Raw genomic sequence first — 16702 nt, forward strand, 5'->3', positions numbered from 1 at the left:
ACGATTTTTAAACTTTTAATTCGACAAAAAATGAAAAAATATATTTCTTTACTGGCACTTTCTTTTACCCTGACATTCACAGGATGTGAATCGTTGGTAAGCGACCTCAACGACGATTTGAATAACCCAACAGATGCCCCTGCCGAGCTGATGTTTACGGGCATTGAGCTTGCAGCCGCATCAGTACACGAAGGTTACAACTCCTTGTTATCAAGTATTTGGTCGGGATATTATATCGGCTACGATCGCCAATGGGCTGATTTTCAGGTATATAACGTGGCGGGTTCGTACTTCGATGGTATGTGGAGCAGTAGTTATTACGGCATTCATCGCAATGCCCGCATTATCTTGGAGAAAATCGAACCACAAGGTTTGAAAGTAATGGCGGGCATGACAAAAGTCTTGATGGCTCATAATATTGGTACAATGACTGCCCTCTACGGCGATATTCCATACACGCAAGCGGCACAGTTAGAAACCTATCCTAATGCCAAATATGACTCACAAGCCGAAATCTATGCCAGTATGCAAAAACTATTAGATGAGGCAATTGTTGACCTCGAAACTGGTGTTGGTATTCCGAGAGCAGGAACGGATATTTTGTTGGGTGGCGACCCAAAAAAGTGGATTGAAGTGGCCTACACTTTAAAAGCACGTTTTTATACCGATACTAAAGAATATGCCTTAGCAGCTACCGCAGCAGCCAAAGGCGTAAGTAGAGCAGCCAATTCGATGTATTTTCCGCATGGAACTATCTTGAATCAAAACCAGAATTTTATTTATAACTTCTTGGCAGTAAGCCGTATTGGCGATGCCGCCGCCGTTACGAAAACAGGTGAGGCTTCTCAATTATTAAAACTCATTGACCCAACGCTCACAAGTTCGTACCGTGGAAACGCCAAAACCGATGAAACTGCTCGTTTTAATTTTTACTATCTTCGTCAAGGTGTAAATGTGGCCAATCGTGTTGAGCCAAATACCATCAAGCGTGCTACCCAAGTTGGTTTTATGAGTGTTGATGCCTCGTTTCCATTGGTTACTTTCCAAGAAAACAAACTCACACAAGCTGAAATGGCCATACGTGCAGGAAGTTTTGCTGATGGGTTAAAGTTTTTGAATGAATACCGTGCCTTTATGAATTCGGGTGGTGGATATATCAATCCGACAACGGCCACTAACTTCACTTTCAAATATTTACCGTACGAAGATGCAGATTTTGTAAGTGGTGGCATGGAAAACAAAGATAATATCGCTAAAAACGATGCTTTATTGCGTGAAATATTAGAAGAAAGATACGTAACTTTCTACTGCCAAACCATTGGCTGGAATGATGAACGCCGAAATAGAAATAGTGCTGTTGGCGTAAAAATAACACCAAGCACAGGCACACGATTACCGTGGAGATTTATTTATTCTCAAAACGAAATCAACGGAAATCCGCTTGCACCAAAGCCTGTCCCAGGTGTTTTTGATACCATGACGATTTATAAATAATTGTGCTTAAGAATTTAGGTACTTAATTCCCATATTACGCAGAAGCCGATTTCCCCTCCTTGAAAAAGGAGGGGAAATTAATACGAATTACATCTGTGTTGTTATTCTTTGCAATAGGACAACTATTTGCTGTGGGATAATAAATAATTACTTAACCATTCTTAATTATCACTCTCTTACCTAAACCCTACCTAAAAATGAAACTCATCCCCCTCTTTATGCTGTTTTTTGCGGTCAATTGTTTGGCTCAAAAGTTAAATTCCAAGCAGCTTGTTTTGAAAGAAGGCACAAACATGGCTATTGGACTTTCGCCCGATGGAAAAAGCATTGCTCTTGATTTACAAGGCACTATCTACAAAATTTCATCGAGTGGTGGCAATGCTTTGGCTCTCACTGATGGCATGGGTGACGACCGTCAACCACATTGGATGCCCGACGGCAAAAGAATTGTATTTCAGTCATACAGAGGGGGAACGTTTCATATTTGGAGCGTAAACAGCGAAGGAAAAGACCTAAAACAGCACACAACTGGGCCATTCGACCATCGAGAGCCTTTTGCATCGCCCGATGGCAAAAGTATTCTTTGTTCGTCCGACCGAAACGGTAATTATGATATTTGGAAACAAAATCTCGCCACGGGCGAAATGACCGCCCTCACCACCAACAAAGACCACGATTACGCACCCGCATACTCGCCCGATAGCAAAACCGTAGCATTTGCCTCAACCCGAAGCGAAGGTGCAGGAATTTATCTTATTGATGAAAACGGCTCCGAGAAACTACTGGCAGCTACTGGCAAAGGAGTTCCGAATGCTCCTGCTTGGAGTAATGATGGCCTTTGGCTTAGCTATCAAGTAGCCAACGGAAGCCAAACTTCTTTGATGAAAGTAGAAGTAGCAACGGGCAAAACCGTTCAAATTAATAAACAGGGAGATGACGTTTTCCCTTTCCGTGCTTCTTGGGTTTCCAGCAATAAGTTTTTCTATACGTCAGATGGCAAAATAAAAACCGCTGATACCAACAATGAACAAATTTCAGAAATTCCTTTTCAAGTAAAACTGACCGTCAGTACGCCAGTTTATCAACGAAAAACCTACGATTTTGATGGAATAAATGCCAAAAATGTCAAAGGAATTCGTTGCCCAGTGGTTTCCCCCGATGGAAAACAGGTAGTTTTTGTGGCTTTGGGCGATATGTGGTTACTGACAATCGGCAATCCAAAACCTGTAAAACTCACCGATGATGTGTATTACGAAACCGACCCAACTTGGTCGCCTGATGGCACAAAAATTCTCTTTTCGGCCGACAAATCGGGCAATATGGATTTATATACATTAGAACTTTCTACTAAAAATATCACACAACTTACCAAAACTGATGAAGATGAGAATCAAGGCTCGTGGGTAGCTGATGGCACTAAAATCGCATTTTTAAAGCAAGGTTTACGCAATACTTTGGGCGTTGGAACAATGCTCAATATCATGGATTTGAAAACTGGCCTTGTCAAGAAAGTACACAAACCTATGTTTTTGCCTGGTCAACCAACTTGGTCGCCGAATGGGAAATATGTTATGATGGCCGCCTTAGATGCTTATTCTTCAAAATTCCGTGAGGGTGTTAGTAAATTTTTGCTGGTTAATGCCGAAAGTGGCGAATCGGTTTCGACAACTACGCCATTTCCGCACCAAACAATGGCAATGAGATACCGAAACGGCCCGATTTGGTCGCCCGATGGCACAAAACTGGCTTATGTAAAAGATGCTCTTTTGTGGGTGATTGATGTAAACTCCGATGGACAATTTATGGGGCAGCCTCGTGCTTTAACTACTGAATTGGCCGAAGCCCCAACTTGGACGGGCGATTCAAAATCAATCGTTTATTTAGCTACTGATAAACTTCGCCAAGTAACTATCGCAGATGCTTCTAAAAAAGACATTCCCTTAGATTTGACTTGGACAATTACAAAATCGCAAGAAAAAACGGTGATTCATGCAGGAAAACTCTTTGATGGAAAAAATGAAAAACTATTGACTAACGTTGATATAATCATCGAAAATAATCGAATAATTGCTATTCAAGCTCACAAAGATTCATATCCTGCAACATATAAAAAAATTGATGCCTCGAATCTGACCGTTATGCCAGGTTTATTCGAGACTCATGCTCACCTCGACTCGCAATTTGGCGAAAAAACAGGTAGAATATGGTTGTCTTATGGCATTACGAGCGTGCGTGAGCCTGGCTCTGACCCTTACGATGCCGTCGAACAACGAGAATCGTGGCACAGCGGAAAACGTCCCGGCCCATTTCATTTCCTGACAGGAGCATTGACCGATGGTGGAAGAATTTATTATAACATGGCAACCGCCATTGGCTCAGAAGAACAGCTAAAATTGGAACTCAACAGAGCAAAGACTTTAGAGTATGACCTCATAAAAACCTACGTTAGAATGCCCGATGAATGGCAGAAGAAAATTACGGAATACGCCCACCAAAACGGAATGTCGGTGTCATCGCACGAGATTTTTCCTGCGGCACGTTATGGTGTAGATGCGGTCGAACACATTGCCGCTACGAGCCGCCGAGGATATTCGCCGAAAATCACAACCGCAGGCAAAAGCTACGATGATATGATTCAAATTATCAGTCAATCAAAAATGGTTATTACGCCAACCTTAGCTCTCTCGGGTGGATTTTGGACATTGATTACTAAAGACACCTCACTTTTTGATACACCACAATTCAAACAAATATATCCAGCTTATTATCGTACGGCAATGCTCGAAACTGCTAAACAGATGAAAAGTCAGCCACTTCCGATGCTGGCAACGTATAGCAATACTGGCAAAACACTAAAAAAGCTTTCGGAAAGTGGGGCAAATATTACGAGCGGAACTGACTCGCCCATTATGCCTTACGGAACGAGTTTACACGTAGAAATTTGGAATTACGTAGAAAACGGACTGAGTAATTTCAAGGCTCTACAAACCAGCACCATCAATGCTGCTAAAGCCCTTAATGTAGATAAAGACCTCGGTAGTTTGGAAGTGGGAAAAATAGCCAATATCAGTATCGTAGAAGGAAATCCTTTGGAAAATATCCGAGATACTCAACGAGTAAAATACGTTTTGGTGAATGGAAAAGCCTATACCATTGAAGAACTTTTGAAAAAGCCTTGAGGTAAAGTTAAGTCATCTCGAATTCTATTAGAAAAATAAATTCCTTATAGTAAATGGGTTATGTGTGCAAAATTACTCCGTAGGAGTTAAATATTGGTAGAAAAAAATGAACCAAGAAACTTCTAAGCCCCATCGGGGCGAAATATTTCGCCCCGATGGGGCTTAGAAGATAGATTTAGCTTATTTCTACGGCAGCGGCCGACCGTCGATATGAAGCCCCTCTGGGGCAAATACGAACTATTTTAATCCCGAACTTACATTAAAAATACCTGAGGTAGTTTTTAAAACTCAGGGCATTCAGCCTTTTTCTTTACTCATTCCAAGCATTTTGCCCATTAAGCGGCATACAAGCAATATATTCACCGGGAACTGGGTCGTAAACTAACACATTTTTGCCAATACTTTCGGAAGTATAAAAGCCAAATAATGTTAGGCTTTTCACGGTCTTATAAAACGTTGGCTTCGGTGCATCGGGTTCGAGATTAATTCCCCACAAATTCATGCCTGAGCGTGGATTATCTTTTTCGAGTTCAAGCAAATATGCCTCACGTTTAGCTGGTTCGAGTTCTACAAAGTTCTTACCGTATTTATCTTTACAAACCTCATCAAAAGCTTCGAGGTCTTTCGTAAACTTTTCTTTGCCAGCAGCATCCATCGTGTCATTGACCATTTTATCAATAAACTGTGGTACGCCCAACTCTTTTGCCCCTGGAGTTTTGGTTTTCGGCAAAATAGTTTCGGCAATTTCGGCAATGGTGGCGGCCTGATTAGCAGATAGAAAAACTGGTTTCCAACTTAATTTAGCATCTTTCGCACAAGCAATAAAGATTTCGGAAAAAGCCACGCCCGAAACTCCCAAACCCAATGCCAATGCTGTATTTTTTATATATTCTCTACGATTCATGGTATCCTCTTTTTATTTTTTTAATACTTTTTCGCTGAAAAGACATCCCCCTGCCCCCTTCAAAGGGGGAATTGTTACACGAGAACAGAAAACTCCCCCTTTGAAGGGGGCAGGGGGATGTAATAACTCAACTACAAATTCTTCTTATTCAATTCCGAAACAGCAAAATCGGCGGCACGTGCCGTAAGAGCCATGTAAGTAATTGATGGATTTACGCAATTCGATGAAGTCATACAAGCACCATCCGTTACGAAAACATTTTTTACTCCATGAATTTGGTTGTTTTCATTCAAAACTGAAGTTTTTGGGTCTTTACCCATCCGAGCCGTTCCCATTTCATGAACGCCATTGCCCAAACCTCCAGCATTGTCAAAAGTTCGGACATTCTTAAAACCTGACGCTTCAAGCATTTCGGCAGCATCGGCCATGATTTGCTTACGCATCTTTAGTTCATTATCCTTAATTTCAGCATCAAAAACCAACTGTGGAATACCCCAATTATCAACTTTTGATTCGTGGAGTGTCACTTTGTTTTCGTGGTAAGGCAACACTTCACCAAAACCCATCAAACCCATATTCCAGCCGCCTGGTTTGTAGAGCGATTCTTTAAAATCTGCACCAATGGCATGTTCGTCAGCCCCTCTGCCCCAACCAGCTCGGCCTGCTCCCGCTCCTTGATAATCGTAGCCACGCAAGAAATTCGGATTCTTCGATGCTTCATCAATATTCACGTATTTCGGAATAAAAAGTCCTGCGGGTTTTCGTCCTTTATAATATTGGTCTTCCAAACCATCAAAATCGCCCATTGCTCCTACGTGGTAGTGATGGTCCATCAGATTATGGCCTAATTCGCCACTATCATTACCCATTCCGTTCGGGAAACGACTCGACTTTGAGTTGAGCAACACTTGTGTAGAAGCCAGTGTAGAAGCACAAGAAAAGATGATTTTTGCTTTAAACTCATGCACTTCGTTGGTTTCGGAATCAATCACTCTTACGCCCGTTGCTCGCTGCGTAGCTTCATCGAAAATAATTTCTTTGACGATTGAGTTTGGTCTGATTACAAAATTACCAGTATTATTGGCAGCGGGCAAAGTAGCTGCATTGCTACTAAAATACGCTCCGTACGGACAGCCTCTCGAACAACGGTTTCGGTTCTGACATTTACCACGCCCCAAAGCCAAATGCACTTCGGTTGGTTGCGTTAGGTGAGCCACACGACCAGGCGTTACGATACGATTTTTGAATTTGCTTTTGACTTGTTGCTTGAAATGGTCTTCCAAACAATTGAGCGGAATTGGCGGTAAAAACTCGCCATCGGGCAGATGCTCTAAACCCAGTTTTTCGCCACTGACACCCACAAATTTCTCGACATACGAATACCACGGAGCAATATCTTTGTAGCGAATCGGCCAGTCGATGGCGATTCCCTCACGGGCATTTGCTTCAAAGTCATAATTACTCCAGCGATACGTATGCTTTCCCCAAGTAATCGAACGCCCGCCTACGTGGTTGCCACGAATCCAATCAAAAGGCTTGATTTCTTGGTACGGATTTTCCAAATCATTTGTAAAGAAATGCTTGGCAGCTTCACCCACAAAGCCACTTCGGATTTGTATATGATGACGCTTACGGTCTTCATCAGTCAATGCTCCACGGTGTTCGAGTTCCCAATGGTCGAGCATCATGGTTGGGTAATCTTCTATGTGATTCACCATTCGACCTTTTTCGAGCACTAAAGTTTTTAGTCCTTTCTCCGAAAGCTCTTTGGCAGCCCAACCACCGCTCATGCCCGAGCCTATCACGATGGCATCATAGGTATTGGTTTTGTTTAATTTGGTATTCAGATTTGCCATTTTATGTTTTAAGATTGAATAGAGTACAAATTAGGAAAGATAATTGATAATTTCATTTCGACAAAAAATTTTGTCGAACAAAAGCCATAAAAAAGGGTTAAATCAGAAAAACAAAAAGCAAAACTCCATGCCCGAACTCCCAGAAGTAGAAACCTACCGTCGATATTTTGAAGAAACGAGTCTGTATCAGCCCATTGCCGATGTGTATGTGCAAGACACAAAACTTCTTACCACAGATTATGATGTTTTGGTAGAAAAACTACGAAATAAGCAGTTTATTGGCACCAAACGCATCGGTAAAAATCTATTTGCTCAACTGGATGCTTCTTATTGGCTACATTTTCACTTCGGCATGACGGGCGATTTGGCCTATTTCCGAGACGAAGAAGATACCCCACGCTTTGCCCGAATAGTTTTCCGATTTGCGAATGGTTTTAAACTCGGCTTTTTATGTCCAAGAAAGTTTGAGAGAATCGGAATTGTAGAAAACATTGACGAATATCTTTCACGCAAGAAAATAAACAAAGATGCCCTCGAAATTGCGGTGGAAGAATTAAGTAAAACCTTAAAGAAGAAAAACGCACCCATCAAATCGGTGCTGCTCGACCAATCGACCGTCGCAGGAATCGGCAATTGGATTGTTGATGATGTGTTGTTTCAAGCAAAAATTCACCCCGAACGCACTTCGAGTCAACTATCTGATAATGAAGTAGTTGAGATTGACAAAGCCATCAAATTGGTCATTCAAACAGCCATTGATTGCCAAGCTAATTATGATGATTTCCCGAAAAACTTCTTAATTCACGCACGAGGTTGGGGAATTCAGCAAAAAGATTTAATAGGAAAATGCCCCGATTGCGGCGAAGCAATCAGCATTTCAAAAGTTGGTGGACGAACAACATTCTTCTGCCCTACTCGACAAATCCTGTAAGGGGAAGCGAACATTCTGGTCAATGAAACTGAACAAAGTTTAATTTCATTTTTTATTGAAAATACAATATTTACAATAATTACAGGTAAAATTAAATATTTTGTAAACTCAATTTTATTAAAAAAATCAAAATAAATTAAAAATATAGTTTATTCTGAAAATTTATTTTTATATGAAAATATTATAAAAACAATTTGTTTAAAAAATTTCAAACAAACAATTGATTTTGAATTTACAATCTATTTAGTTCGTTCGATAGAAAATAGAACCAAATCATGTAATGATTGACGGAAAGCAGAGTCGGGAAATGTAAAGAGGATATCATTTGCTTCTTGAACGAAGCGTTTCATTACTTCGGTGGTATATTGAATTCCACCTGATTTTTTCACAAAATCAATCACTTCTGCTACTTTTTTAGGGTTTTCGGAGTGATTTTTTACTAAATTGATAATATTTCGTTTGTCAGACCATGACGCATGATTCAAAGCATATATCAGCGGTAAGGTCATTTTCTTTTCTTTGATATCAATGCCCGTTGGTTTGCCAATTTCAGCATCGCCATAATCAAAGAGGTCATCTTTTATCTGAAACGCCATACCGATTTTTTCACCCAAAAGCTTTGCTTTGGCCACAATTTCGGCATTTGCACCGACCGATGCCGCCCCAACTGCACAACATGAAGCTATCAAAGAAGCCGTTTTTTGACGAATCACTTCATAATAAACATCTTCGGTAATATCCAATTTACGGGCTTTTTCAATTTGTAAAAGTTCGCCTTCACTGAGTTCTTTTACGGCTGTCGAAACAATTTTTAACAAGTCAAAATCTCCATTATCAACGCTTAAAAGTAAACCACGAGAAAGTAGATAATCGCCCACCAAAACGGCAATTTTATTTTTCCAAAGTGCCTTAATTGAGAAAAAACCACGACGGTAGTTTGAATCATCTACCACGTCATCGTGTACGAGGGTAGCCGTGTGTAGAAGTTCGATAAGAGCAGCACCACGATAAGTAGCTTCGTTGATTTCTCCGATAGTTCCAGCGGTTAAAAATACAAACATCGGACGAATTTGCTTACCTTTCCGATGAATAATGTATTTCATAATTTGATCGAGCAGCATTACGTCGGTCTTCATCGACTGGCGAAATTTCTTCTCGAAAATCTCCAAATCTTGTTCGATTGGGGCTTGTATTTGGTTAATATCTAACGTCATGAAGAGGTGAGCAAAATGTTGTTTGCTCTGGGTATGCAATTTTACAATTGATTTCTGACTTATTGAGCAGAATAAAGAAAAATATCTTAATTTTAATGGTTTTGTTCAAATTTTTCTTGAATTACATCAATTACAATTACTTGTTTTTAATAATATTTGAGTATAAAAGCTCATTTTAAAGATAAACACCCTGTCTGACAATAAGGTTTACTTTTTGAGCATTGTATTTGCTAAACTTTTTTTCAAAATTAGCTATTTTAATCGTATTATTGACGTGATAAAAAAATACTATTTATAATGAGGGCATTAGTTTTAGGTGGTGGCTCACTCAAAGGAGCTTGGCAAGTTGGCGTGATTCATTCGATTCTGGACACTGGTTTTAAGCCAGAAATGATTTATGGAATTTCGGCGGGGGCTTTGAATGGCTCATTTATGGTCAATGAAGCAGGCAAACAGCACCTCGAAAAAGGTAGCATCGACTGGGATTTGGTCAATAAAAAATTACTACAATTTTGGCTTGAAAATATTACGCAGCCTTCGGATATTGGCGTACTGAAATCGAAGTTTTCGTTGGGAATTGATACACTTTTAAGTCGATTCGATGGCTTGATTGATACTAATCCGCTGCACGAAAAGCTAAAAAAGTATCTCAATGTAACCACAATGAGAAAAAGCCCTGTGAAGCTAAAAGTTGGTGCAGTCAATATCAATACAGGCGAAATGCACTACACCGACCCGCTCGAACAGCATTTTTTGGATTATCTACGTGCCAGTAGTTCGTTGCCTTTTATCATGCCCGCCATTCAGATTGGTGGCGACCACCGACAAGCCTACATGGATGGTGGCTTGCGAGAAGTTGTGCCACTCAGAAAAGCCATTGAAGACGGAGCAACCGAGATTTATTGCGTGGCCACTCACCCGAAAAACCGCCCGCTTGAGCATTTCAATTACCGTAGTTTTTTTAGTTTAATTGAGCGAATAAAAGATATTACGGTCAATCAGTTTGAAAATAGCGACATTGAATGGGCGGAAAATTACGCTCAAAGTTATGGAAATATCGGACCATTCCATCTCACGAAGAAAATCAAACTCACGGTTATTCGTCCAAAAGAACCGCTGCACATAGAATTGACCGATTTTACGACCAAAGACGTAAAAGAAATCATCAAACAAGGCTACGAATATGGACATCAGACATTGTTTGGGTATTAAAAACAAATTTGGCACATCTTCGAAATGTGCCAAATTTTATCTCCAGCTACTCTGAGAAAACACTTACGCCAAAGTCATTTTTTCTTTCCCTTCCCGAATCTCAAACCAAACGAAATAGGCCGTAACGATGCTTGAAACTACGAAGTAAACCATCATTATGGCAGTTGACCACGAGTATTGCGAACTACTGCCAAACCAATCGCCCATTTGGTATATTAAGGCAAAACCTATGATATTTTTAAGCAATTCCCATACGATTGCATAAGGATTTCTGTCCATCAATTCTGTGTATGCAAAAACGGTTAAGTAAATAAAACCGCCGTAAATAAACATATTGGGCGAACCGATTTTTGCGATATTTCCGAAGAAATAAAAAAGCATTCCGAAAGTAAACAAAAACTGAAACCATATCCAAACGAGCATATTTTTTGAGCTTTTTGGAGCATATTTCTCGAAATCGTAAGGATTTTCTATTTTTTTATCAGGAAAACGCTCGACTACATCAGCTGGTCGCCAGCCAGTGGGCATGAACCAAATTCTGAATTTATCTTTCAAACTATTCGTATGATAGGCATCTTTTATCAGAAACCACAAATGCTGAAAATTTATCTTTATAGGGTTCCAAGTGCTGGCAGGGCGAGTAATGCCATAAACTGGCGGAACATTGGGCAATTCTTCTTGAAAAGTCCCAAAAAGTTTATCCCAAATAATAAAAATCTGACCGTGATTTTTATCTAAATATTCAGGGTTAATGGCATGATGCACTCGGTGGTGCGAAGGCGTAACAATGATTTTTTCAAGAATTCCCATCTTGCCAATATACACCGTATGATACCAAAATTGGGCAAACAAATGCAGTGGTGCAACAACAGCAATGACTTTAGTATCAACTCCGAGTAAGGCCGCTGGCAACAAGAAGATAGTAAATAAACTTACAAACGAAGAAATACTTTGGCGTAAAGCACAAGCCAAATTAAACTCTTCGCTACTATGGTGAATAGCGTGTTTATTCCAGAAGAAATTGATGGAATGTGCCATGCGATGCACTAAATAGCCTGTCAAATCAAGCGATACAAAGGCAATGATATACACCCAAATCGTTGATTCAACTTTGTAGAGAGTCCAATGGCTCACCATCCAATCATAAGTTAGGATTGAAACACTCAAGCCCAAAACGTCTTTCACAGAATTGGTATAACCCGAAGTCAAGCTCGAAATCATATCCATTGCCTTGAATGAATCTTTTTTGGCGTACCAACCGTAGGCTTTTTCAATAAGCACTAACAATAAAAATAGTGGACTGGCAATCGTAAGAATTTTACCGTAGGTTTCCATTTGCTGACGCAATTAAGAATTTAGAATTTAAAATTAAGAACTAAAGTTTTTCAAAAGAACTTGAAAAGTAATTCCTCTGACAAAAGCTTAATTTAGTATGCTTGCATACTGAACATTGTACAAATTTATGAAAAAGTATTTTGATTTTTATAAAAGATATAAATTTTGGTATAAAAAAATCCTGCGGAGATTTCGGCAGGATTTTCTTCTTTTTTTTTGTCTTTTCAGAAACGATATTGCACACGACAAGTGAAATTATTGTCTTTTACATCAGTCGAATAATCGGTCAAGTTTGTGCTTTCATTTTTGGGTATTTCGTACCAAAATGTTAGCTTTAAATTTTCGTTCGGATACATCAAATATCCAAAACCGAGCGTATTAAATCTGACATCAGCCAACGTAAATGCTTTGCCGATTTCTGTACCTTTCACTTTTTTGTTTGGGTCATACCAATCATATTTAGCTACAAATTGGTGTTTTTTGCTTCCTAAATGTTGCAAAAAATAAAAGTATGCCCCATCAAAACGACGAATGTATAACGGAGCATTTTTGCCATTGAGTGTTGGTACTACGCCTGGCGTTTCGGTTGAATTTTGAGTAGCGGTTTGTGTTCCTCTGATGTATTCTGCTCTAAATTCGGTCTGCCCTACTCGGTTTGGTATTCTTATCTGTATATCAGCACCGTAGTATTTTCGTGGTGCGATTTTGCCTACGTTTAAAGCTGACGAATCGACCATAAACAATTTACTATCAGTTGTTTGATAGATGTACTTCGTAAATTGTTCCATACCACCAAACAAACCCGAAATACTTCCGCTGATAATTAATTTGGGCGAAATTTTATAAGGCTTTAACGAAAGTCTGCTAATCAAATCTTTATGGCTATCAAAATCGGCTGTTCCTGCCAAACCTTGACCATTAAAAGCACCAATATCCCATTTGATATATTTAATAAATGTTGTCTTGGTTCGAGTCTCAAACGATGCCATTACGCCCAAATCACGCTCTGTTCGCATCAATAACTGTGACATTCGTCCACGTTCGGGGGCTTCACGGTCGCTCGAAGAGTAGTTTAATTCAAAGCCAAATGGGCGTGCAAACATACCCGTAGTGAGCGAAAACATATTCCACTTATTCTCGTAAATTCTTCCCCAAAAATCTCTGATTACAACGCCCCTTTCCGTTCCATCAAACTGAAAAACAAAATTTAGCTGGGGCATATTATTTTTATCAAATCGGGCATAATCGAAGCGAATACGACCACGACGGAGCATAAAACGATTATTGACATTTAGGGCAAAATCTCCTCCATTAAATGACTTCGCACCCTCTGTCTGTACAAATTGGAATTGTGGTTGAATATAGCCGCTGATACCTATATATTCATATTTTTTGAGTGTCGATAAGAGTTTTTTTACGGTCGAAGTATCCACATCCATCAATGAGCCTTTTTGCTGGGCATATAGTTGGGATACAATACCCAAAAGCATTATCAGCGTAAAATATATACTCTTCGTTTTGGTATGCTTCATTCATTATACATTTAAAAATTCAATTGTGCTTGTAGTCTTAACAAGCGTCCTTTTTGCAAATTATCAATAGTTCTCAAATCTTCAAACCTTCTTTCTGAGAAAGTGTACATCGTAACTAACTCGAAATTTTTGTTGGGTTGCCATTCTAAACCAACTTCCAATTCTTTTACGTGGTAGCTACGGGCATCTAATTCGTGTTTTTTTCCACCTTCATAATAATGTCCACGCACAAAAGGAATGAAAATTTGTTTTTGTTTCACCATATAACTTGCCGTAATATAGCCACCTTTGAGCGGTTTACTTTCAATAACTTTAGTTGTTTTATTAAATTCTGGGCCTGTTCCGATATTATACTCGGCCTGAATACCGAAAGGTTTCGGGTATAGAATAAACGAAGCAGCCGCACGTTGGTCGAGGTAAGAGAAATTGCTTGTACTCGTAACTCCTGTGCTACGCAAATCGGTTGGCAAAACATATTTTCCTGTGTAAGCCTGAATACCTGGCTCAATGATTTGCCCATTTTTTAACTGAAATGGATAAGTTAAACGTGCTACTATGTGCGTTTCATTATTAAGTTCTGGTCGGTTAGCGGTTTGTCCATTATAAGCACCAAAAGCAAAAACGCCATAATCGCCTGAGCCTTTGTAGCCATCGGCTACTAAAGAAGCAAATAGTGTACGCACTTTAGCGGGTGCATACATAAAAAATACGCCCATATCTCGCTCATTGGAAACAGCACTATTGAGGGCATCGTTGCGATCGAGTGGTAAACGATTTTGGCTTGATTGCATATTTTCAAAGCCATAAGGAACTTTGCTTTGTCCAAGTCGGAGGCGATATTCCTTCCTTTTATCGAGAGCAACATCAACGTACATATCTCTGATTTGTCCGAAGTGAAGTCCCGTACTTGATGCCGATGAAGCAAAATCGGGCTGAACATAGAAATAAACTCTTTCACCGAGATTTCCGCTAAAAATAATACGCATTCGACGCACAAAAAAACCACCACCATCGCCCATTGACCTGTCGCATTGCTCACATTTTAGTTGAGAATTAGTTTCGAGTAAACGGTTATAGCGTACTTGCATATAGCCTCTGATAGCGATATTATCGTACCAGTTTTTTTTCACTTCTTTCTTTGTAGAGTCTTTGGTAGAAAGTGGAAAAATGGAAGCATTGGACATGATTGGGCACAAAGCTATCGCCAGTCCAATTAAGGTCTTACGGAGTTTCATCTTGATTCTTTTATATTGGTGTTATTAAAAATAATAGTGTTATAAGGTACAGCGAGTGTGGATTGCTGTGAAGAAACTCAATGTAATACTCTAATTATAAGCATATTACACGTTTAATTCTCTTACGAAAAGATACTTTTAATATAAACTTATAGAACTGATGAAGCAATGGAAATCTCAAGTATGTCATTTTCAGACATACTTGAGAGATATGATACGTTGTAATCTAAAGGATGATTATAATAACCAACGGAAGAATACAAACAACGAAGCCGAAAGAATAATTGCGACAGGCAAAGTAAGCAACCAAGCAAGAAGGATGCTTTTGATTGTTCCTGCTTGAAGATTTTTGATACCTTTACTCGCTACCATCGTACCTGCAATACCCGAAGACAATGCGTGTGTTGTACTTACTGGAAGTTTGAACCAAGAAGCTAAACCGATTGTAGTTGCTGCAACGAGTTCGGCCGAAGCACCTTGAGCATAAGTAAGGTGAGATTTACCGATTTTTTCACCAACCGTAACCACGATACGTTTCCAACCAATCATTGTTCCAAGACCCAATGATAACGAAATCATTAAGATTACCCACATTGGGGCGTGGTCAGTAAAACGGCGGATACCTTTTTCTTCTTTGGTTGCCAGATTTTTTAATATTAATTTACTATTTTCACTCAATACGATTTCTTCATCTTCAATCAATTTCTTGGTAGTTCCACTCACCGTCAAAAGAGCTTTTCGAATATCCAGAGCATTGGCTTTCTCAACTTTGCCGCTATCAGCAACACTATTTAAGTAAGCAATACTACTCTTTACTTTTGCGATTTTTTCTTTTTCGGCAGTTGAAGCGTGAGTTGTATCAATAAGAGAGATTTGACTCGAAATTGTTGCCAATTCTGGCTTTAATGTATTGAAATCAATGGTTTTATTGATAGCAAAATAAGTTGGTAAAACCCCAATCAAAATCAACATCACTAAGCCAATACCCTTCTGTCCATCATTACGACCGTGGAAGAAACTTACGAGCGTACAAGTTGTAATCAAGATGGCACGAATCCAAAATGGAGGAACTTCGTCTTTATTTGGTTCTTCAAACACTTGTTTTCTGATTTGTTTACTCAATAATCTGCGAAGAGCAAACATCAAGAAAACCGCCAAAGCAAAACCTACCATCGGCGATAATAAGAGTGCTGAGAAAATTTCTTTGGCTTTGTCCCAATTTACGGCTGCAATTCCCATTTTATTATCGGGAAGCAAAGCATATCCTAAACCAACACCCAAAATCGCACCAATCAAGGTGTGCGAACTTGATGCTGGAATACCAAAATACCAAGTTCCGAAATTCCAAATGATTGCACTAAACAAAAGAGCAAGCACCATAGCGATACTATGGTAAACATTTTGGTCGATAAGTAGTTCTACTGGAAGCAGGTTTACGATACTCATTCCAACTCCGACTCCACCAGTCACAACCCCAATGAAGTTGATAATACCCGACCAAACTACGGCCTGAGTTGGTTTGAGAGAGTTGGTATAGATTACGGTTGCAACAGCGTTGGCTGTATCGTGAAATCCGTTGATAAATTCAAATGCACAAGCAGCCAAAAGGCAGAATGACAATAAGAGGAAAATGTCGGTTTCTAAGCCAAACATAATTTTTGGGGTTTAGTTAATTTTTAATTGATTATATTGGTGTTTGTAATTTGGGTACAAAAGTGAGTATTTTTGATTAATCCAAGAAAAATCCAATGTTATCAAATTGTTAAGTATTGATTAACATTGGTTATTTCAGCGATATTGTTGTAAAATT

11 protein-coding genes are annotated in these 16702 nt (G+C 39.4%); 4 read left to right on the forward strand and 7 right to left on the reverse strand.

All coding sequences use genetic code 11. From position 1 onward, the window contains the following. The first annotated feature begins 30 nt into the window (after positions 1-30). Positions 31-1494: a SusD/RagB family nutrient-binding outer membrane lipoprotein gene (locus ABR854_RS13265; protein WP_350265885.1), complete on the forward strand. Its 1464-nt coding sequence runs from the start codon at positions 31-33 to the stop codon at positions 1492-1494. A gap of 197 nt (positions 1495-1691) precedes the next feature. Beyond that, complete coding sequence (locus ABR854_RS13270; RefSeq protein ID WP_350265887.1) at positions 1692-4673, forward strand: amidohydrolase family protein; 2982 nt, start codon at positions 1692-1694, stop codon at positions 4671-4673. Positions 4674-4983: 310 nt separating this feature from the next. Here the strand turns inward: ABR854_RS13270 and ABR854_RS13275 are convergent, their stop codons facing one another. Both ABR854_RS13275 and ABR854_RS13280 read right to left on the reverse strand, forming a co-directional pair. Next, entirely contained in the window at positions 4984-5577 is a 594-nt protein-coding gene (locus ABR854_RS13275; protein ID WP_350265888.1) for a gluconate 2-dehydrogenase subunit 3 family protein, read from the reverse strand. Positions 5578-5708: 131 nt separating this feature from the next. Continuing rightward, positions 5709-7433: a GMC oxidoreductase gene (locus ABR854_RS13280; protein WP_350265889.1), complete on the reverse strand. Its 1725-nt coding sequence runs from the start codon at positions 7431-7433 to the stop codon at positions 5709-5711. Between the two features lie 127 nt (positions 7434-7560). Here ABR854_RS13280 and ABR854_RS13285 point away from each other — a divergent pair, with 127 nt between their 5' ends. Continuing rightward, positions 7561-8364, forward strand: coding sequence for an Fpg/Nei family DNA glycosylase (locus tag ABR854_RS13285; RefSeq protein ID WP_350265890.1), 804 nt, complete (start codon positions 7561-7563; stop codon positions 8362-8364). A 239-nt stretch (positions 8365-8603) separates the two neighbouring features. On the opposite strand, the gene ABR854_RS13290 is transcribed toward ABR854_RS13285, so the two are convergent. Next, on the reverse strand, positions 8604-9578 hold the full coding sequence (locus tag ABR854_RS13290) for a polyprenyl synthetase family protein (protein WP_350265891.1): 975 nt from the start codon (positions 9576-9578) through the stop codon (positions 8604-8606). 297 nt (positions 9579-9875) lie between these two features. On the opposite strand from ABR854_RS13290, the gene ABR854_RS13295 reads away from it, so the two are divergent. After that, positions 9876-10790, forward strand: a complete 915-nt coding sequence (locus ABR854_RS13295; protein ID WP_350265892.1) for a patatin-like phospholipase family protein — start codon at positions 9876-9878, stop codon at positions 10788-10790. A gap of 63 nt (positions 10791-10853) precedes the next feature. Here the strand turns inward: ABR854_RS13295 and ABR854_RS13300 are convergent, their stop codons facing one another. The 4 genes from ABR854_RS13300 to ABR854_RS13315 form a co-directional block, all read right to left on the reverse strand. Further along, complete coding sequence (locus ABR854_RS13300; protein ID WP_350265893.1) at positions 10854-12125, reverse strand: sterol desaturase family protein; 1272 nt, start codon at positions 12123-12125, stop codon at positions 10854-10856. A 224-nt stretch (positions 12126-12349) separates the two neighbouring features. Continuing rightward, the gene (locus tag ABR854_RS13305) at positions 12350-13657 is read right to left on the reverse strand and encodes a putative porin (RefSeq protein WP_350265894.1); all 1308 of its coding nucleotides are present in this window, start codon (positions 13655-13657) and stop codon (positions 12350-12352) included. Positions 13658-13668: 11 nt separating this feature from the next. Beyond that, positions 13669-14892 (reverse strand): porin, encoded by a 1224-nt coding sequence (locus tag ABR854_RS13310; RefSeq protein ID WP_350265895.1) that lies wholly within the window; start codon positions 14890-14892, stop codon positions 13669-13671. A 237-nt stretch (positions 14893-15129) separates the two neighbouring features. Beyond that, positions 15130-16545, reverse strand: a complete 1416-nt coding sequence (locus ABR854_RS13315) for an inorganic phosphate transporter (protein WP_350265896.1) — start codon at positions 16543-16545, stop codon at positions 15130-15132. Positions 16546-16702 lie beyond the last annotated feature (157 nt).

Source organism: Emticicia sp. W12TSBA100-4 (assembly GCF_040253585.1).
GTDB lineage: Bacteria > Bacteroidota > Bacteroidia > Cytophagales > Spirosomataceae > Emticicia.